The sequence below is a fragment of the uncultured Roseovarius sp. genome (assembly GCF_947259555.1).
In the GTDB taxonomy this organism is placed as follows: Bacteria; Pseudomonadota; Alphaproteobacteria; order Rhodobacterales; family Rhodobacteraceae; genus Roseovarius.
Window position 1 is genome coordinate 1 of record NZ_CAMYMD010000025.1, and the last position, 17,754, is coordinate 17,754.

The 17,754-nt window shown below is 62.2% G+C and carries 21 protein-coding genes; 3 read left to right on the plus strand and 18 right to left on the minus strand.

Annotated elements, in window-relative coordinates; genetic code table 11:
- From Q0X85_RS03575 to Q0X85_RS03635, 13 genes are all read right to left on the minus strand, one after another.
- Positions 1-546: YeeE/YedE thiosulfate transporter family protein (locus Q0X85_RS03575; RefSeq protein WP_297769102.1), on the minus strand; the 546-nt coding region annotated here is incomplete at its 3' end.
- Between the two features lie 119 nt (positions 547-665).
- A complete protein-coding gene (locus Q0X85_RS03580; RefSeq protein ID WP_297769105.1) occupies positions 666-1,094 on the minus strand; it encodes a DUF302 domain-containing protein in 429 nt (142 codons plus the stop codon).
- A gap of 39 nt (positions 1,095-1,133) precedes the next feature.
- On the minus strand, positions 1,134-2,402 hold the full coding sequence (locus Q0X85_RS03585) for an NAD(P)/FAD-dependent oxidoreductase (RefSeq protein WP_297769107.1): 1,269 nt from the start codon (positions 2,400-2,402) through the stop codon (positions 1,134-1,136).
- A 28-nt stretch (positions 2,403-2,430) separates the two neighbouring features.
- Positions 2,431-3,132: a c-type cytochrome gene (locus Q0X85_RS03590; RefSeq protein ID WP_297769110.1), complete on the minus strand. Its 702-nt coding sequence runs from the start codon at positions 3,130-3,132 to the stop codon at positions 2,431-2,433.
- Positions 3,133-3,136: 4 nt separating this feature from the next.
- Positions 3,137-4,195 (minus strand): c-type cytochrome, encoded by a 1,059-nt coding sequence (locus tag Q0X85_RS03595; RefSeq protein ID WP_297769113.1) that lies wholly within the window; start codon positions 4,193-4,195, stop codon positions 3,137-3,139.
- Positions 4,179-5,462, minus strand: a complete 1,284-nt coding sequence (gene soxC, locus Q0X85_RS03600; protein ID WP_297769466.1) for a sulfite dehydrogenase — start codon at positions 5,460-5,462, stop codon at positions 4,179-4,181. The genes Q0X85_RS03595 and soxC overlap by 17 nt, the downstream gene beginning before the upstream one ends.
- Before the next feature lie 26 nt (positions 5,463-5,488).
- Positions 5,489-7,186 (minus strand): thiosulfohydrolase SoxB, encoded by a 1,698-nt coding sequence (gene soxB, locus Q0X85_RS03605; protein WP_297769116.1) that lies wholly within the window; start codon positions 7,184-7,186, stop codon positions 5,489-5,491.
- Positions 7,187-7,283: 97 nt separating this feature from the next.
- Positions 7,284-8,141 carry a sulfur oxidation c-type cytochrome SoxA gene (soxA, locus tag Q0X85_RS03610; protein ID WP_297769119.1) on the minus strand — a complete coding sequence of 286 codons (858 nt, stop codon included), beginning with the start codon at positions 8,139-8,141 and terminating at the stop codon, positions 7,284-7,286.
- A gap of 30 nt (positions 8,142-8,171) precedes the next feature.
- Complete coding sequence (soxZ, locus tag Q0X85_RS03615; RefSeq protein ID WP_297769123.1) at positions 8,172-8,501, minus strand: thiosulfate oxidation carrier complex protein SoxZ; 330 nt, start codon at positions 8,499-8,501, stop codon at positions 8,172-8,174.
- 24 nt (positions 8,502-8,525) lie between these two features.
- Positions 8,526-8,942, minus strand: coding sequence for a thiosulfate oxidation carrier protein SoxY (gene soxY, locus Q0X85_RS03620; protein WP_297769125.1), 417 nt, complete (start codon positions 8,940-8,942; stop codon positions 8,526-8,528).
- A gap of 45 nt (positions 8,943-8,987) precedes the next feature.
- Positions 8,988-9,458: a sulfur oxidation c-type cytochrome SoxX gene (soxX, locus tag Q0X85_RS03625; RefSeq protein WP_297769128.1), complete on the minus strand. Its 471-nt coding sequence runs from the start codon at positions 9,456-9,458 to the stop codon at positions 8,988-8,990.
- 116 nt (positions 9,459-9,574) lie between these two features.
- Positions 9,575-10,144 carry a thioredoxin family protein gene (locus Q0X85_RS03630; RefSeq protein WP_297769131.1) on the minus strand — a complete coding sequence of 190 codons (570 nt, stop codon included), beginning with the start codon at positions 10,142-10,144 and terminating at the stop codon, positions 9,575-9,577.
- A gap of 13 nt (positions 10,145-10,157) precedes the next feature.
- Entirely contained in the window at positions 10,158-10,895 is a 738-nt protein-coding gene (locus Q0X85_RS03635; protein WP_297769134.1) for a cytochrome c biogenesis protein CcdA, read from the minus strand.
- Between the two features lie 81 nt (positions 10,896-10,976).
- Between Q0X85_RS03635 and Q0X85_RS03640 the strand changes: the two genes are divergently transcribed.
- The 3 genes from Q0X85_RS03640 to Q0X85_RS03650 are packed head-to-tail and all read left to right on the plus strand — an operon-like array spanning position 10,977 to position 12,782.
- Entirely contained in the window at positions 10,977-11,345 is a 369-nt protein-coding gene (locus Q0X85_RS03640) for a hypothetical protein (RefSeq protein ID WP_297769138.1), read from the plus strand.
- Between the two features lie 33 nt (positions 11,346-11,378).
- The gene (locus Q0X85_RS03645; protein WP_297769141.1) at positions 11,379-11,693 is read left to right on the plus strand and encodes a metalloregulator ArsR/SmtB family transcription factor; all 315 of its coding nucleotides are present in this window, start codon (positions 11,379-11,381) and stop codon (positions 11,691-11,693) included.
- A gap of 42 nt (positions 11,694-11,735) precedes the next feature.
- Positions 11,736-12,782 carry a YeeE/YedE family protein gene (locus Q0X85_RS03650; protein WP_297769144.1) on the plus strand — a complete coding sequence of 349 codons (1,047 nt, stop codon included), beginning with the start codon at positions 11,736-11,738 and terminating at the stop codon, positions 12,780-12,782.
- 21 nt (positions 12,783-12,803) lie between these two features.
- Here the strand turns inward: Q0X85_RS03650 and Q0X85_RS03655 are convergent, their stop codons facing one another.
- The 5 genes from Q0X85_RS03655 to Q0X85_RS03675 all read right to left on the minus strand — a co-directional run bounded on the left by Q0X85_RS03655 (position 12,804) and on the right by Q0X85_RS03675 (position 17,725).
- Complete coding sequence (locus Q0X85_RS03655; RefSeq protein WP_297769147.1) at positions 12,804-13,688, minus strand: MBL fold metallo-hydrolase; 885 nt, start codon at positions 13,686-13,688, stop codon at positions 12,804-12,806.
- Complete coding sequence (locus tag Q0X85_RS03660; protein ID WP_297769150.1) at positions 13,685-14,119, minus strand: DUF6691 family protein; 435 nt, start codon at positions 14,117-14,119, stop codon at positions 13,685-13,687. The genes Q0X85_RS03655 and Q0X85_RS03660 overlap by 4 nt, the downstream gene beginning before the upstream one ends.
- A gap of 3 nt (positions 14,120-14,122) precedes the next feature.
- Positions 14,123-14,563 carry a YeeE/YedE family protein gene (locus Q0X85_RS03665; protein WP_297769153.1) on the minus strand — a complete coding sequence of 147 codons (441 nt, stop codon included), beginning with the start codon at positions 14,561-14,563 and terminating at the stop codon, positions 14,123-14,125.
- A gap of 121 nt (positions 14,564-14,684) precedes the next feature.
- Positions 14,685-15,119 carry a universal stress protein gene (locus Q0X85_RS03670; protein ID WP_297769156.1) on the minus strand — a complete coding sequence of 145 codons (435 nt, stop codon included), beginning with the start codon at positions 15,117-15,119 and terminating at the stop codon, positions 14,685-14,687.
- Positions 15,116-17,725, minus strand: a complete 2,610-nt coding sequence (locus Q0X85_RS03675) for a TRAP transporter permease (RefSeq protein ID WP_297769159.1) — start codon at positions 17,723-17,725, stop codon at positions 15,116-15,118. Before Q0X85_RS03675 ends, Q0X85_RS03670 begins: the two co-directional genes overlap by 4 nt.
- Positions 17,726-17,754 lie beyond the last annotated feature (29 nt).

The following is a 17,754-nucleotide window of genomic DNA, read 5'->3' on the forward strand; positions in this document are numbered from 1 at the left end:
CAGCGCGGCGATGCCCGCTGCCACCAGCGGCGTCAGCCCGAGATGCGCGAGCATGTTGCGCGCCTCGCCGCCCGGCACCAGCCAGAGCGTCGCCAGACCCTCGCGCGCGGGCGACAGTGCGCCGCGCAGCGCCGATTGCGCCACGATGGTCAGCACCAGCCCGGTGACGAGCGCGCGCAGATTGCCCGTGGCCGACAGCACCAGAAGACGGCTCGCACAGCCGCGCGCAAGGATCATCCCCGCGCCGAACATCAGCCCGCCAATGATCGCGCCCGACATGCTGCCGGTGGCGGCCAGTGGCCGCGCCTCGCTCACGTCCAGAAAACCTGCGGCGATGGCCCCCTGCACCGACAGAACCCCGGCGGAAAAGGCGATGATCCAGATCGACAGGCGGGGGCCCAGCCCGCGCTCCGCCACCTCGATGGTCGCCGCCCGCAGGCAAAACCGCGAATGCTGCGCCGCCGCCCCGAAGATCACGCCGACGAGCGCCCCGGCCATGGCAAGCACGGCCCCGTCGCCGTAGGTGTCGATGAGTGTTTCCAGCATGGCAGTGTTCCATCGTGACGTTATGCTGTCAGCATACACATTCACGGGCGCGCATGTCTTGACTTGGGTCAATCAGGGGGGCAATCCGGGCCGCGCGGATGCGGCCCGGCACCGGCGCTTTATTCCAGCGCGTCCTGCACAATCTCGTCCAGAAACGTCTGCACCTTCTGCATCTCGCCTTCGGGGTAGGTGCGATAGCCCACCATCACCTCGCCCTCGCGCTCGGCGACAAAGACGCCATAGGGGCAATGCGCGATATTCATCGGATCGGCCTCCATCACCTCGCGCGACAGGGTGGCGGAACAAAACAGGAAGATATCCGCCGCTTCGAAGATCTTGACGTCACTACCCACATCCGCGCCCGTGCGGTTGAGCATCTCGCCGACATGGCTGGTGAGGTCGATCACCAGCCCCCGGTCGAGGATTGCGCTTTCGACCGCGAATGTCGCATCGCCGAAGGTGCCGTTGAACGGGTAGGTCACCGCCTCCTGCGCCGCCGCCGGCAGCGCCATGAGGCCGAAAACCCCGGCCAGAATTGTCCGTTTCATTGCCTTTACTCCTTTGTCAGACAGGCGTTCGCGCGCCGATCAATCGAACATGTCCGTGGTGATACCGGCATACCAACCGACCGATTCCTCGTAGGTCGCCTTGCGGGTTGCGGCGTCTTCGCCGGTCTGCGAGATAAACCCATCGACCTTGGCAATCTTGTCAGACGTCGCCTCGTAGGTTGCCCCCACCTTGACGCCATCATCCTCGGCGATGAGGGACCAGCAGGTATTGGTAAACTTCGCCGGGAACACTTTGGACCCGGTCAGCGCGCCGCGCACCGCCATGGCACAGACCTTGGCCTGTGAATTGGCGGCAAAGCCGGATTTGGGCATGTCGCCCTGCGCCGCTGCATCGCCCAGAACATGCACGTCCGGGTCGGCCTTTGACGACATGTCGGCCGCGTTCACCGGCGCCCAGTTGCCATCTGTCACGCCCGCCATGTCAGCGATACGACCGGCCTTTTGCGCGGGAATGACATTGCAGACATCCACAGTCTCGACCATTCCGTCAATGTCGATTGTCATGGCCTCCGGGTCGACAGTGACATTTGCACCGCCAAAGTCCGGGCCGATGCGCTCAATCATCCCGCTATAGTGACGCTGCCAGCCCTCTTCAAAGAGCGCCTGCTTGGAAAAGTTAGGCTTGGGGTCTGCCACGAGGATCTTGGCGGTCGGGTTCATTTGGCTCAGGACATGCGCCACCATCGAGATCCGCTCATAGGGGCCCGGCGGGCAGCGGTAGGGGTTGGGCGGGGCCACCATGGCAAAGCGCCCGCCCTCGGGCATCGCCATGATCTGCGCCTTCAAAAGCTCGCTTTGCGATCCGGCCTTGTAGGCATGCGGCATCTTGTTCTGCGCCGCCACAGACCAGCCCGGCACGGCATCCTCGACAAAATCAATGCCGGGGCTGAGGATCAGCTTGTCATAGGGCAGCACCGTGCCCCCGGCGAGGCTAACGGTCTTGGCATCGCGGTCCACATCCACCGCCCAGTCATGCACCACGTTGATGCCGTATTTCGCGGCCAGCGCGCCGTAGGTATGGCTGATATCCTCCAGATCGGTGAAGCCGCCGATATAGAGGTTCGAGAAATAGCAGGTGAAATAGCTGCGCGAGGGCTCGACCAGCGTCACATTGATGGCACCCTTGCTGTCCTTGGCGATATAGCGCGCGGCCGTGGCCCCGCCCGAGCCGCCACCGATCACGACAACCCGCGGCTTGCCATGCCCGTCAGCCAGCACCGCAGGCGACGAGAGCGTGGCAGCCGCAGCCGTTCCCACAGCAATGAATTTGCGTCGGTTGAAAGTCATGGTGTCTCCTCCCAGATACGGACCGCGTTTAGTCGAGGTCCTTGAAATAGGCCGCCAGCGCTGCGATCTCCTCGTTCGACAGGCGTCCGGCCATCATCTGCATCACCGGATGGGGACGCAGTTTGTCCTTGTAGGCATGCATCGCGACGACGAAATCCTCTTCCGGCCAGCGGGTGATCGAGGGGATGCCGTCCGCGCTGCCATCGGCCTGATGACAGCTCACGCATTCGCTGCTGAGATATTCGCCGTATTCCGGATCGCCCTGAATGGCGAGAATTTCCGGATCGACCGAGTGATCCGTGCCAATGGCCGTCGGTGCGGCCTCGGGTATGTTCGCGGGATTGTCGGAAAAACGGCGAAGATACGCGAGCAGGTCGGCGCGCGCCTGTTCGTCCTTGAGACCACGATAACTCATCCGGGTCTTGGAAACGAGCGCGCGCGGGTTCTCGATATAGGCGTCGAGTGTCCTGAGATCCCAGATCAGCCCGTCGACGCCTGCGCGTTCCATCGAGTCGGAATAGCGATAGTCCTCATGCGCCGCCGCACGCCGCCCGAAGAGACCATTGAGATGCGGCCCGATACGGTCCTCGGCCCCCTTCCCGATCTGATGACAGCCTTTGCATTGATTGAACTGAGCCTCCCCCGCCTCGGCATCGCCGATAAGCTCCGCCCGCGCACCACCCGCCACCATCACAGCAGCGAGTGTCAGCGCGGGCAGGAGCGCGCGCATCGGATCAGTGTCCGAAGGTCGAGAGATACGCGGTGATCGCCGCAATATCCTCGTCCGATCTCAGCCCGGCAAAGGCCATGCGTGTCCCCTTCATAAAGCCGCGCGGATCAGCCAGAAATGCGGCGAGGCTTTCATTGTCCCAGAACAGCCCGTCACCGGCCATGCCTTCGAGGGCCGAAGAATACTTGAACCCGTCCACGGCACCGGCGGCACGCCCCACCACACCGTTGAGCTGCGGGCCTACGCGATTCTTGGCACCCTCGCCCACCTGATGGCAAGCCTTACATTTGCGGAACACCTTTTCCCCGGCGGCCACCAATTCGGGATCGGCGGCGGGCGCGGGCGCGCTCTCGGCGGCAGGTTCAGCGGCAGCCGTCTCGACCGGCTCTGCCTCGGCGGCGGGCGCTGCGGCCTCGGTCTCGGCGCCTTCCTCATCCGGGGTCACGTCGAGCACGGCGGCACGCATGGTGATCTCGACACTGTCCTTGCAGTTCTCCATGCAGGGCGCACCGTGCCAGATCGCATATTCGGTCTCGGCCCGGTTATCGACGATGAACCCGTCGGCATTGGGCATCTCGAACTCGGCGAAATTCTCGTGGCTGAGGGTGAAATCATCCTCCACCAGATTGTTGGAATAGAGGATATAGGCGGTGATCGCATAGACATCGTCGGGCGTCAGGCTCTGCGCATTGCCAAAGGGCATCGAGCGGTTGACGTAATCCCACACCGTCGACAGGTGCGGCCAGTAGGATCCCACGGTCTTGAGCGGGTCCTTGCGGTCAAGCGTGCCCTGCCCCCCCGCGAGCTTGGGCCAGTTTCCGATACCCTCGGCAAAGTCACCATGGCAGACGGCGCAATGTTCGGCAAAGACCTCGTCACCTGTCCACACGTCGCCCGACCCTTCGGGCAGACCGCGACCGTCGGGCATGATCTTGACGTCCCAGGCGGCGATCTCTTCGGGCAGCGCCTCGCGCCCCAGCCCGTATTCGCCCGACCAGACGGCGGTGGCGGTGGCGCTGACGGTGATGCCCGCGACCAGCGTGAATTTAAGAAACTTCGACATTCTCTGCCTCCCCGTTGGGCCGCACCCACCATGTCTGAATACAGTTGTTGTGATAGATCGAGTTTTCGCCGCGTACCTCGCGTAGCTGCGCCTTGGTGGGCTGGATATAGCCGGTGTCATCCATCGCGCGGCTTTGCAGCAGCATCTCCTCGCCGTCCCACTCGGTGTCGAGGTAGAAGCGGGTGAGCGCCTTGGCCTCGCCTTCCTTGGCGAGCCGTGCGGTTTCCCAGGTCTTGCCACCATCCTTGGAGACATCGACGCGGGTGATCGCGCCATGGCCCGACCAGGCCAGCCCGGTGATCACCAGCGGCCCCTTGCCATGGGTGATCGGCGACTGCGGGCTGGGGCTGGTGACGACTGACTTGGCGTCCATCACCCAGGTCCATTTGCGGCTGATGCCATCGGCCAGCGTGTCGGTGTATTTCGAGGTTTCTTCGCGGCTCTCGACGGGGCCGTCAGTCACTTCGATGCGGCGGATCCACTTGACCCACATGTTGCCTTCCCAGCCCGGCACGACGAGGCGCACAGGGTATCCGTGTTCCTTGCGCAGCGCCTCGCCATTGGCCTTGAACGCCACCAGACAGTCGCCAAGCGCCTTGCCCATCGGGATCGAGCGGCCGTTCGAGGACGCATCGGCCCCCTCGACATAGACCCACTTGTCCTGCAACTCGCCCGCCACGTCGAGCCCCGCCTCTTCCAGCAGGGTGCGCAGCGGCACGCCGGTATATTCCATGTTGTGGATCATGCCATGGGTGAACTGCGCGCCATTGAGTTGCGCCCCCGCCCATTCCATGCCCGTGTTGGCCGCGCATTCGCAGAAATAAACGTGGTTCTCACGCGGGAAGCGTTCGAGATCGGCATAGGTGAACACCAGCGGCCGATCCACCAGCCCGTTGATCATCAGCCGGTAATCTTCCTTCTTGAGGTCAATCGCGCCGGAATGGTGCCGCTCAAAGGCGCAGCCCTGCGGCGTGATCGTCCCGTCAAGCGCGTGGATGGGCGTAAAGTTGATCGAGGAGATCGTATCGGCGGTCAGCCACTCGACATTGCGGCGCACCACGTCCGACTCGTATTCGATGGGCAACCCATAGGGCGAGGCATCGACCCCGTCGCCAAGGCCCGTGGCCCAGGGCTGCACATCCGTGATCAGCGGGTCGGGCGTGCCCGCCTGTGCCGCGCCTGCGGTGACGGCCCCGGCTGCCGCGGCCACGCTACCGCGCAGGAACGCGCGGCGCGAGGTGGGTTTTCCCTTGAAAAGCTCAGACATCTCGAATGCCTCCTCTCGACTGGATCTCATGCGCCAATCACCTTGACGCTGTCATTGGGCGCGACACGCACGGTGCCCTGCTTGGCGATGTGGTTCTCGACCACGTCCCAGATCTGCGGGCCCTCGGTGTCCTCGTTGACACTGGCCCAACCGGCGACCACGTAATTCTTCTCGGGGTCAATCGCCTCGCCGGTCTTGAGCAGCACCATGTCGCTGATCCGGCTGCCCTGCGGCTGGTTGATGTCGATCCGGTAGCCCATGCCACCGATCCGCACCATGTCGCCGCCCTGCTGGTAATAGGGATCGGGGTTGAAAATGTTGTCGGCCACGTCCTCGAGGATCACCTTGATAAATTCGCCGGTCATCTCACTGCGATAGGCCTTGCCATAGGTCATTGAGGTCACGTTGAAGATATCCTCGCGGGTGATGTCTTGGCCCGGGATCAGGCTTGGCCCCCACCGCACGCCGGGCGACATCGCAATATCCGCCTCGCGCTCTTCGATCAGTGCCTCGCAGATCAGGTCATCCCACGAGCCGTTGAAATTGCCGCGCCGGTAAAGCAGACTCTCGGTCTGGCCGATCACCTCCTCCAACTCGGATTTGAACGGCGCGCGCTGCTCATCAATGAGCGCGGCCACCTCCTTGTCCGGTTCGATCACGTCACTGAAAATCGGGATCAGCTTGTGGCGAAAGCCCATCATCCGGCCGTCACGCACATCCAGATCGACGCGGCTGACGAATTTGCCGTTGCTGCCCGACGCGATGAGGATCGTCTCGCCCACCAGCACCGGCTCGGGCAGCGCGTCGTGGGTGTGGCCCGTCAGAATGACGTCAATGCCCTTGACGATACCCGCCATCTTCTTGTCCACGTCAAAGCCGTTATGGCTGAGCACGACCACGAGATCCGCGCCTTGGCCCCGCACCTCGTCGACCATCGCCTGCATGTTCTCGTCGCGGATACCGAAAGAGTATTCCGGGAACATCCAGCCCGGATTGGCAATCGGCATATAGGGGAAGGCCTGACCGATCACGGCGATCTTGGCCCCGCCACGTTCAAAGAACTTGTAGGGCGGGAACAGCTCTGCAGGCTCGTCCCATTCGGCGTCGAAAATGTTCTGGCCAAGCGCGGCAAAAGGCAGGCCCTCGACGATCTCGTGCACCCGGTCAGAGCCGAGCGTGAATTCCCAGTGAAAGGTCATCGCATCCGGCTTGAGCGCGTTCATCACGTTGACCATGTCCTGGCCTTGCGAGTGATAGCAGGTGTAAGAGCCATGCCACGTGTCGCCCCCATCCAGCAAAATCGCATCAGGCCGGTCAGCGCGGATGGCATTGATCACAGTCGCCATCCGGTCCAGCCCGCCGACCTTGCCATAGCCCTGCGCCAGCGCACTGAAGTCGCCCGAGGACAGCGCATAATGCGACGGGCTGCCATCGTCGATGTCATAGAGCTTGCGGAACTCTGCGCCGGTGACATGCGGGACAGCCCCCTTGTTGTCGCCCACGCCGATATTGATCGACGGCTCGCGGAAATAGATCGGCTTGAGCTGCGCGTGAATGTCGGTGATGTGGATCAGGCTCACATTGCCGAACGTGTCGAACTGCAAGAGCTGATCCTGCGTCAGCGCCTGTTGCGCCGCCAGTTTCGCCCAGTTGCCAAAGGACGACGCCCCCAGAATGGCCGAAGCCGCCATGCTCGTTTGAAGAAAATCACGACGCGAGATCATGTCTGACCTTTCCACTACCGCAGGGATCACATGCGGAATTTTGAATGTTTTAGTCAAGAAAAACCCCGCCCGGACCATGGCCAGGCGGGGTCTTCACTCAGTTGCGGACCGACGGCCCCTCGACCGACAGACCGTTGCCGCGGCTCGCGACATAAAGCTCAAGCGCCACGAATTCGGGGCTGCCGGGCTTGTATGTCTCGGCGCGGGTGTCGCGCACGCAGCCCTTGAAACGGGCATGCACCCCGTTCAGCTTGGTGTTCTTCAGCCGGTAGACCGGAAAGCCGTTGATCTGGCCCTGGCTCAGGTGGTCGGCGCGGATCATGCGGCCGTAATTGTCCTCGTGACAATTGGCGCAGCTCAGCTCCAGCTGGCCGGTGCGGGTATAGTAGAGCTCCTTGCCCGCCTCCCAGGTCTCGGCCACCGGGCCATCCGTCGCCACGTTCACGGGCATGCCGCGCGACACGGACGAGATCAGCGCCAGCATGCTGGTCATCTCGGTGCCGGTGTATTTCAGCGGCTCGGCCTCCATGTTCTCGGTGCGGCAGGCATTGACCTGCATCTCCAGCGTCCGAACCTCGCCCGCGTCCTCGTTCCACTTGGGGTAGACCGCGCGCACGCCCTTCATGCTGTCCCCGGCATCGCCATGGCAGCTTGCACAGGACTTGCCCGCCTCGCCCTCGACCGTGTCCCAGGCATCCATCGCCTGCTCGACAAAGATCATCCCGGGATTGTCGAAATCGTCGGCCTGCATGGCGCGGGTCTCGGTGCCGCGGAAATGCCAGCCCGAGATCACCTCGGGCAGCGCCCCCTCAACCGCCGCCGGGGCGTCGGTCCAGGTGGTAAGCTCGGTCTCTTCGTTGATGATCAGCGTATCCTCGACGGGTTCGGCCCATGCCATCCCCGCCGTGATTGCACCCGCTCCCAAAAGCGCCGTTATCAGTGCTGTTTTTTTCATTGTCGTCCCTCCCTGACGGTGATGCCTCTCTCAGCCCAGCGCGATGCTCTTGGTCTCTTCGTAGACAGAGCCATCGTCGTCGTACCAGGTGAAGACCATGTCACCGGCATCGGGGATCACCGCCTCAAACTCGAAATACGGGTTGGTCGAAATCGCGGGCTCCATGGTCACGTCGACCACGGTCTCGCCGTTGAATTCGCAGGTGAAGCGGTTGATGATCGAGCGCGGGATGGTGTTGCCATCGGCGTCCTTGCGCTGACCGGATTCCATCGGGTGGCTGATCAGGGTCTTGATCGTGACCGTCTCGCCGGCACTTGCCTTGCGCGGCGCTTTCACGCGGGGTTTCACATTGTCTGCCATAGTCGGATTCTCCTAATTCCTGCCTCAGCCGCCGCAGCCGCCGATGGTGACCTTGACGTTGCTCGATGCCTTGACGAAAGAGCCGTCCTTCATCTTGGCGATCGCCACCACGTCCTGCGTTCCGGCCAGGCGGATACGGGTCGAGGCGCTGTGCGACCCGGCCAGCGGGCCGAACTTGAACTCGGCCACGCCGGGCGTCGGGTTGCCCATCGCCAGCACGAGAATCGCCTCGGCGCCGGGTGCGTCGACCTCGATCGGCACGGTGTTGCCGTTCTCGGCAATCTCGGGCGCGGTCAGGGTCAGGCCTTCGCTGCCCATGTCCGCCCCACCGGTGAACTCCGCGATGGCGTCCTCGGCAGCGGCGCTCGCGCGCATCGGCAGACCAAAGGCCACCAAGGCCCCCGCGCCCATTACCATCACGCTACGTCTCGTCATTGTCATTGTGCTGAACTCCTGTTCGAAGCCGGCCCGGTGCAGGGGCGGCGGTCAGTATTTGAGGGTGGCGAGATAGGCCACCACGTCCTCGATCTGTTGCGCGGTGAGAAGCGGGCCAAAACTGTCATCCGCCGCCTCGCCGGTATAGGCGTTGCCGGGGCGGATGAACCCATCGACCTTGTAAAAGGACGGCATCATCGAGCCCGGGAACATCATCTTGGCGTTGGCCACGATCCCCCGCAGCTCCGCTTCGCTCCAGCGTTCGCCCGCACCGTCGAGCATCGGACCGATCTCACCATGAAACGGAATGTCGCTCAGGTCGGAATTGGCATGGCAGGCCACGCAATTGCCGAGCGACTTGCTGCCCACCACCTCGCGGCCACGGGCAGGATCACCGGGCGCCCCGGTCAGCGATACGGCCACGGCGCCCTCCTCGAAGGGAACCTCGCCCGGGGCGATTTCTGCGGCGATGGCACCTGTTGCGGCACCGACCAGCGCGATCGTGAGACATGTTCGTTTCATGCGTCCTCCCTAACACATTCACATTTTTGTATATCATAGGGCACAATCGCGAGATCACACAACAATAAATTCTGATTTTTGAATTTAATGTCACCCGGCGCGCCCCGTCTTCGGTGTCATTCCGCGGCGCGCTCCTGAATGCGCCGTGCGTGGTAACGCTGAAAATCTTCATCCGTATCAAGCGCATACCGCTTCTCGTTCACCCATGTCAGCATATCGAGCGTGGTGCCTGCCTCGAACGCGCCGGGCATCAGCGCCACCGCCGCCTGCGCCGCCGTCTGGCCCTCGGGCACCTCTTCGGGCAGGAACAGAATCGACGGCGTGAACAGCAGACCCCATTTGCGGGTCGCGGCCTTTTCGCTCAGTGATTCCCCGTCGAAATCGGTCACCTCGATGTCGCCATGCAGGTTGAGCTGCACGACAAAGAAGTTCTCGCGGATATAATCGGCGATCTCGGGGCGCGGGAATACGTGCTCGTGCATCCGCGTGCAGTAGATGCAGCCGCGCTGCTCGACCATGATCATCAGCCGCTTGCCCTCGTCATTCGCCTCATCCAGATCCTCGCGCAGGTCCTTGAACGTGTCGCGCATCCAGTCGGTCTTGTGCAGCCCGTCATCGCCCAACTCGGCGGCGGCAACCGGTAGCGCCAGCAGACAGGCCGCCAGCAGGCTCAGAAAACGTGTCATGATTCCTCCTCTCCTAGATAGTTTGAAATGCCGGAAACGTCTCCAGCATCCATTGCGCGATATGGTTGACGCTGTCGGTGGCGATCAGCCCGGCAAACACGATCAGCAGCAGCCCCATCGCCTTTTCCACCTTGGGCAGATGGCGGCGGAATTTCGAGGCAAACCGCAGGAACGGCCCGATAAAGAGCGACGCCACCATGAACGGCGTGGTCATCGCAAAGCCAAAGACCAGCAGCAGCCCCAGCCCCTCCATCGCCGTGGACTCGGTGCTCGCGGTAAAGACGACAGCGGTCAGCACGCCGCCCACGCAGGGCGTCCACCCGGCGGCAAAGGCAAAGCCGACCACATAGGCCCCCAGAACCGACATGTTCTTAGTGTCCCCCGCCTCCATCTGGAAAACCCGGTTGAGAAACCCGATCCGCAGCACGCCCAGAAAATGCAGCCCGAGGATCAGCACCACCAGCGCCGCGAACAGGCGAAACTCGGTCTGAAAGCCGCGAAACGCCTGGCTGAGCCCGAAGGCCGCTGCCCCCAGCAGCACAAAGACTGTGATGATTCCCGCCGAAAACATCACCGATGCGGCAAAGGCGCGGCGCCGCACGCCGGGGGCCAGCCGCCCCTCGGCGCTGATTTCCGACATCGAGGCGCCCGCCATGTAGCTCAGGTAAAACGGCACGATCGGCAGCACGCAGGGCGAGAAAAAGACGATCAGCCCGCCGACAAACGCGCTGAGCAGGGAGACATCGAACATGAAGCGGCCTTACATGGGTTGATCCGAAAACATATTCAAACTATCATATGTTTTATTCCATCCGTCAATCGGAACAAAAAAATGCGTATATGCGCCGCCGTTCTGGTCAGCCTCGGGCTGACGCTTGGCCTCACTGTCCCGCTTCGGGCGGCAGAGTTGATCATGGTCGAGCAGCACGGCTGTCACTGGTGCGAGCAATGGAATGCCGAGATCGCCCCAGCCTATCCCAACACCGAGGAAGGCGCGCGCGCGCCCCTGCGCCGGGTGCTGATCAGTGATCTGCCCGAGGACGTGGCCTTCACCTCGCGCCCGGTCTTTACGCCCACCTTCGTGCTGGTTCACGACGGGCAGGAGCTGGGCCGGATGGAGGGCTATGCCGGCGACGAGTTTTTCTGGTTCCTGCTGGCGCAACTGCTCGACGCGCATCCCGACGCCACGGCCGCGCGGTAACCGGCCATGCTGCGCAAAGCCCCTCCAACACAAATGGACATCACATCAGAGAGCCTCGACACGATGCTGGGCCATGCCCATGACGCGGCCGAGTTTCTCAAGGCGATCAGCCACGAGGGGCGGCTGATGATCCTGTGCCACCTCGCCACCGGCGAAAAGACCGTGACCGAACTCGAAGAGTTGCTGTCCGCCCGTCAGGCGGCCGTATCACAGCAGCTTTCGCGCCTCCGTCTCGAAGGGCTGGTTACACCACGACGTGAAGGCAAAGCGATATTTTACCGTTTGACAGACAGACGTGCGATACGGATGCTTGAGGTCGTCTACGATCTGTTTTGCAAGCAGCCCTGACAGAGGAGCCGGGGCCTTGCCAGCGATAAACGGAGGAGAACCATGCCCGGCGGCATTCCGGAACCTTTGCTGATTGCGCTTTTCGGCTTTGGCGGTGGGCTGATTTTGGGCCTCGCCGCCCGGCTGGGACGTTTTTGCACCCTGGGTGCGATCGAGGATCTGCTTTACCAGAACAGCGACACGCGCCTGCGCATGTGGGGGCTCGCCATCGGCGTGGCCGGGCTTTCCGCCTTTGCGCTGGCCGGAATGGGGTTGTTCGAGATCGAACGAAATGCCTACTGGATCACACCCTGGTCGCCGCTCGCGAGTGTGATCGGCGGGCTGCTGTTTGGCTATGGCATGTCGCTGGCGGGAAATTGCGGATATGGCGCGCTCGCGCGGTTCGGTGGCGGCGACCTGCGCGCTTTCGTGATCGTGCTGGTCATGGGCATTTCCGCCTATATCATGATGTCGGGGCCGTTCGCGCGCTTGCGCATCATGGCGACAGAGGCCACCAGCCCCATTCTCGAAAGCCAATCCTACGCGCAGGTCCTCGGCGCGCTCACCGGGCTGCCGATGATTTACGTCGGCCTCGCGGTGTCTGCACTGATCGCGCTGTCGGCCCTCGCCTCGCGTGCCTTCCTTGCCGATCGCCGTTCGCTCTTTTGGGGGGCCATGGTCGGTATCGCCGTCACCACAGGGTGGGCGGGCACCTCGTGGGTTGCGACCCACGGATTTTTGCCGCAGCCGGTCCAGACCCACACATTTTCAGCGCCATTGGGTGAATCCATCCTGTTTCTCATGACGGCGAGCGGCGGCGGGCTCAGCTTTGGCGTGGCATCGGTCTTTGGTGTCTTGGCCGGTGCCTTTTGCGGTAGCCTCATCAAGGGCCATTTTCGTTGGGAAGCCTGCGAAGACCCCCGCGAACTGCGCCGTCAGATCCTCGGCGCGGTCTGCATGGGGTTCGGGGCGGTGCTGGCGTTTGGCTGCACCGTTGGACAAGGCATATCGGCGTTCTCGGTGCTCTCGTTCAGCGCACCGATCACCTTTGCGGCGATATTCATCGGCGCCTCCATCGGCCTCCGGCAACTGATCACCGGGTTCGCCTGAGCCAGCAGCCCCGGGTCTGCGTCACAAGCGGTTCACGGGCAGCTTGAGCATCGGAACACCCTGCGCGTCCTTCGGCACCTCGCCCGCCCGCATGTTGACCTGCAAGGACGGCAGGATCAGACGCGGCATCGCGAGTTGGGCATCGCGCTCGGTCCTGAAAGTCACAAACTCTTCACGGGTCTTGCCGCCCCCAACATGGATATTGTTGGCCTTTTCCTCGGCCACCGTGGTCTCCCACCGGATCTCACGTCCGTTCGGGCCGTAATCGTGACACATGAAGAGACGCATCGCGTCAGGCAGGGCCAGCACCTTCTGGATACTGTCATACAGCTCGCCAGCGTCGCCGCCGGGGAAATCCGCGCGCGCCGATCCGCCGTCCGGCATAAAGAGCGTATCCCCGACAAACGCCGCGTCGCCCATCACATGCACCATGCAGGCGGGCGTGTGGCCGGGCGTGTGCATCGCAAAACAACGCATACCACCGACCTCGTAGGTATCGCCATCCTTGAACAACCGGTCGAATTGCGACCCGTCGCGCTGAAACTCGGTGCCTTCGTTGAATATCTTGCCGAACGTGTCCTGCACGATCAGGATCTTTTCGCCGATCCCGATCCTGCCACCCAGCTTTTGCTGGATATAGGGGGCCGCGCTCAGGTGATCCGCGTGAACATGGGTCTCGATGATCCACTCCAGCGAGAGCCCTTCGCGCTCGATATGCGTGATCATCGCGTCGGCATGGTCATAGGTGATCCGCCCCGCCGCAATGTCGATATCCATCACACTGTCGACCACCGCACAGGCATTCGAGGCCGGGTCCTTCACCACATAGCTGATCGTATTCGTGGCCTCGTCAAAAAACGCGGTCACCTGCGGTTTCATAGTCATGTCAACGGGATAGTCGGTCATGCCAATGCCCCCTTTCCTGAGTGTCTGTTCTTGATCATGCGCGCCGTCCAGAGCCCGGCGAGCAGCGCGGCCACAAAGACCGCCACCTCCCACTGTCCCGATCCAAGCGCCGGTACAGCGGCACCGGGGCAAAACCCGGCAATCCCCCAGCCGATACCGAACACGGCAGAGCCGCCGATGAGACCTGTGTCAATGTCGCGTGATGTCGGTAGCTGAAACGTCGGCTCGACCAGCGGCGCGTCACGGCGCAACACGACCCGGTAGCCAATGAACGTGGTCACCAGCGCGCCGCCCATCACGAAGATCAGGCTCGGGTCCCACGTCCCGGCGATGTCAAAGAAGTTGAGCACCTTCGCCGGGTTGATCATGCCGGAAACGGCAATCCCTACGCCAAAGATCAGTCCTACGAGAAAACCGGACAGCAATCGCATGGCTTACACTCCAATCACGTGACGGATGACGAAAACGGTAATGAAGCAGGCGATCATGAAGGTGATCGTCGCGCTGATCGACCGCCGCGACAGCCGCGCCATTCCACACACCCCATGCCCGGATGTGCACCCCGAGCCAAAGGTCACGCCGATCCCCACGATGAAACCACCGATCAGGATCATCGGCCAACTCACCGGCACATCGACCGCAGGCATCTGACCGGTCAGGGCAAAGACAAGGATAGGTCCTGCGATCATCCCCAGGACCATCGCCGCGCGCCAGCCTTTGTCGCCCGAGGTGTTGGCCGTCAAAAGGCCAGACAGGATACCGGTCGCCCCCATGATGCGACCCTGAAGGAACATCAGCAACACCGCGGACAGTCCGATCAAAACGCCGCCAACAAGAGACTGCACTGGCGTGAAAGCCGTTTCAAAGCCGGTCATGTTCGGTCCTTTCGCAAAGGCACAGCAGCGGCAAGTCAGCCCTGCCCTTCATATCTTCTTATTTGAATATATGAAGGCGCGCCGCCATTTCAAAGCCCGAAAGGCGCAAGTCACGCAAAACTTATCTGACGACGAAGACCGAGCAATGCGAATGCCGCACAACCCGCGCGGCATTGGGACCGAGCAGATAATCCTTGAAGTCGGGCTTGTGGGCACCAATCACGATCAGACCCGCATCATCGGCGCGCGCGACGCGCAGAATCTCGTCATAGGCGCTACTTCCGCTCAGGATGACGTGCCGCACGGCCGCGTTGGCCTCTGCCCCGAGAACATCCGTCACAAGATCGTTGAGCAACCGCTTGGCCTCTTGCATGACGCTGTCATGGTGCGTCTTGTCAAAATAGCCGCCGACCACGCTCATCCCGTAATCAGGCACCACGGTGATCACATCCAGTTGCGCATTTTCCAGTGCCGCGAGCTGCGCCGCCTTGCGCAGGACGTTGTCATCACGATGGGGCGTGCTGATATCCACAGCACAAAGGACTGGACGGCTCATGCCGGGACTCCTTCTTTTGTCATGCGCGCGCGCTGCACAAGCGCGACCAGCCCCAGCAGGACAAGCGCCGGAATGAACACCAACTCTTGCGGCCATTGCGACTTGGGCGCCTTGACGCTCTCCAGCGTGACAGGATCATCACCATAGAAATCAAACCCTTGCAGAATCTCCGAGAACGGCGTGCCGAACATCGGCTCTTCCATCACCACGCGGTCGCCGTCCTCCATCAGCATGAGGCCCGAATTCTGCAAGCGCGCCGCACCGTCCGCCTCTTCAGTGACCGACAGAACCAGCGTCGTTTCCTTGGGCTCGCCAGAGATAAAGTCCGGGCCAGACACGATCAGGCGCAAATCCTGCCCCGGCTCAACCTCGTCCAGCGCCTGTTCGAGCGCGGCAGGCGGAACCATGGCAAAGGGCGGTTGCAACCGATCCATGAAATAATCCGGCCTGAAGAGCGCAAAGGCGATGGCAACAAGGGCCACACTCTCGTAGATGCGGTTGCGGGTCACGAACCAGCCCATTGTTCCGGCGGTAAAGACGAGTATGGCAATAGTCGCCACCACAAAGGTTATGATCCCCTGTATCCATGTGACGTCAATCAACAGCATGTTGGTGTTGAAGATGAACACGAAAGGCAGCGCCACGGTGCGCAGGCTGTAGAAGAACGCGGCAAAGCCGGTGCGGATCGCATCGCCGCCAGAGACGGCGGCAGCGGCAAAACTGGCAAGCCCCACAGGTGGCGTCACATCCGCCATGATCCCGAAATAGAACACAAAGAGATGCACCGCGATCAGTGGCACAATCAGCCCCGATTGCGCCCCAAGCTCTACCACGACCCCAGCCATCAACGAACTGACCACGATATAATTGGCCGTCGTCGGCAGCCCCATACCGAGGATCAGACTGAGCAGCCCGACCATCACCAGCATCAGGATCAGATTTCCGCCCGACAGGAACTCGACCAGATTGGCCATGACCTGCCCGACGCCGGTCAGTGTCACGGTGCCCACGATCACACCCGCCGTCGCGGTCGCAAGGGCAATCCCGATCATGTTGCGCGCGCCATCGATCAGCCCGGCCACCAGATCGCCCAATCCGGCGCGCGCGGCATTCAATGTTTCGCTTTCGCCGCGGAATAGTGTCTTGACCGGGCGTTGCGTGAGCAGGATGACAAACAACAGCATCGTCGCCCAAAAGGCCGAGAGGCCGGGGCTTTTCTGCTCGATCATGAGGAAATAGACCAGCACGATGATCGGCAGCAGGTAATATAGACCAGCCTTGTAGATCTCGCCAACCACAGGCAGTTGCACATCTTCGGCATTCGGATCGTCTGGTTCGAGATCCGGCACGCCGGATGCCAGCCACAACAGACCGAGATAAGCCAGGACCAACACCCCCGACAGGACGAGCCCCGACCCCTCGGGAAACAGCGCCACGATCCAGCCCACCGGGAACTGCACACCGTAGCAAAGCGCGGCAAACCCCGCGAAGAACGCGAACATGCCCCCGATCGTACGCCCGAGGCTCACAACCCGGTCGCCCAGTGTCGGCATGTTCTGCTTCACCGCTTCAAGATGCACGATATAGACCAGCGCGATATAGCTGATCGCGGCGGGCAGAAAGGCATGGGTGATGACCTCGACATAGGAAATGCCGACATACTCGACCATCAGAAACGCAGCCGCGCCCATCACCGGCGGCATGATCTGCCCGTTGACCGAGCTTGCGACCTCGACCGCACCCGCCTTTTCGCTGGTAAAGCCCACACGCTTCATCAATGGGATCGTGAACGTGCCGGTCGTGACGACATTGGCAATGGACGAGCCCGAAATCAGGCCGGTCGCGGCAGAGCCGACAACAGCGGCTTTGGCCGGGCCGCCACGCAGGTGGCCGAGCGCGCCAAACGCCATCTTGATAAAGTAATTCCCCGCCCCGGCCTTATCGAGAAGCGCACCGAACAGCACGAAGAGAAAGACAAACTTGGTCGACACACCCAGCGCAATGCCAAACACGCCCTCGGATGTGATCCACATATGGCTCATAGCCTTTTTCAGGCTGGCACCCTTCCAGCGGATGACCTCGGGTACGATCTCGCTGGCGCCAAAAAAGACGTAGGCCAGAAAGATCGTGGCGATGATCGCCATCGCCGGGCCAAGCGCGCGCCGCGCGCCCTCGAACAGAATAAGCAGCCCGGCAAGCGCGAACCACTTATCGACATCATCGGCCAGCCCTCCCGATTGCACGACCTTCTCGTAAAAGATGAAGCCATAAAGCGCCGTGAATGTCCCCATCAGCCCCAGGACCCAATCATAGATCGGCACGTAGTGGCGCGGACTGCGCCGCAGCATCGGGTAGGCCATGAACGCCAGAAACACGGCGAAGGCGAGATGGATTTGCCGCGAGTTGTTGATCAGCGAGCCGGGCAGAACGTAATTGGCGATGGGCGAGGCCAGCAAGACCTGGAAAACCGACCAGACCAGAGCGACAACCACCAACAACAGCGCCACCGCCCCGGTTGGATTGCGCGCACCGGAGTCGGTCGATGCCACAAGCTCTTGCAGCTCTTCTTCGCTCAGCGGGCCTTTGCCCGAGCCCTTGTCAGCCATCCCTGTCGCTCCCTGGACTGCCGCGTGAT

Coding starts and splice junctions, on each gene's coding strand:
- Q0X85_RS03645 (WP_297769141.1), top strand. CDS start 11,379: ATGGACATCACATCAGAGAGCCTCGACACGATGCTGGGCCATGCCCAT.
- Q0X85_RS03650 (WP_297769144.1), top strand. CDS start 11,736: ATGCCCGGCGGCATTCCGGAACCTTTGCTGATTGCGCTTTTCGGCTTT.
- soxA (WP_297769119.1), bottom strand. CDS start 8,141: ATGAAAAAAACAGCACTGATAACGGCGCTTTTGGGAGCGGGTGCAATC.
- Q0X85_RS03630 (WP_297769131.1), bottom strand. CDS start 10,144: ATGACACGTTTTCTGAGCCTGCTGGCGGCCTGTCTGCTGGCGCTACCG.
- Q0X85_RS03590 (WP_297769110.1), bottom strand. CDS start 3,132: ATGCGCGCGCTCCTGCCCGCGCTGACACTCGCTGCTGTGATGGTGGCG.
- soxZ (WP_297769123.1), bottom strand. CDS start 8,501: ATGGCAGACAATGTGAAACCCCGCGTGAAAGCGCCGCGCAAGGCAAGT.
- Q0X85_RS03640 (WP_297769138.1), top strand. CDS start 10,977: ATGCGTATATGCGCCGCCGTTCTGGTCAGCCTCGGGCTGACGCTTGGC.
- Q0X85_RS03665 (WP_297769153.1), bottom strand. CDS start 14,563: ATGACCGGCTTTGAAACGGCTTTCACGCCAGTGCAGTCTCTTGTTGGC.
- soxB (WP_297769116.1), bottom strand. CDS start 7,186: ATGATCTCGCGTCGTGATTTTCTTCAAACGAGCATGGCGGCTTCGGCC.
- Q0X85_RS03655 (WP_297769147.1), bottom strand. CDS start 13,688: ATGACCGACTATCCCGTTGACATGACTATGAAACCGCAGGTGACCGCG.
- Q0X85_RS03580 (WP_297769105.1), bottom strand. CDS start 1,094: ATGAAACGGACAATTCTGGCCGGGGTTTTCGGCCTCATGGCGCTGCCG.
- soxX (WP_297769128.1), bottom strand. CDS start 9,458: ATGAAACGAACATGTCTCACGATCGCGCTGGTCGGTGCCGCAACAGGT.
- Q0X85_RS03635 (WP_297769134.1), bottom strand. CDS start 10,895: ATGTTCGATGTCTCCCTGCTCAGCGCGTTTGTCGGCGGGCTGATCGTC.
- Q0X85_RS03595 (WP_297769113.1), bottom strand. CDS start 4,195: ATGTCGAAGTTTCTTAAATTCACGCTGGTCGCGGGCATCACCGTCAGC.
- Q0X85_RS03660 (WP_297769150.1), bottom strand. CDS start 14,119: ATGCGATTGCTGTCCGGTTTTCTCGTAGGACTGATCTTTGGCGTAGGG.
- Q0X85_RS03675 (WP_297769159.1), bottom strand. CDS start 17,725: ATGGCTGACAAGGGCTCGGGCAAAGGCCCGCTGAGCGAAGAAGAGCTG.
- Q0X85_RS03670 (WP_297769156.1), bottom strand. CDS start 15,119: ATGAGCCGTCCAGTCCTTTGTGCTGTGGATATCAGCACGCCCCATCGT.
- soxY (WP_297769125.1), bottom strand. CDS start 8,942: ATGACAATGACGAGACGTAGCGTGATGGTAATGGGCGCGGGGGCCTTG.
- soxC (WP_297769466.1), bottom strand. CDS start 5,462: ATGTCTGAGCTTTTCAAGGGAAAACCCACCTCGCGCCGCGCGTTCCTG.
- Q0X85_RS03585 (WP_297769107.1), bottom strand. CDS start 2,402: ATGACTTTCAACCGACGCAAATTCATTGCTGTGGGAACGGCTGCGGCT.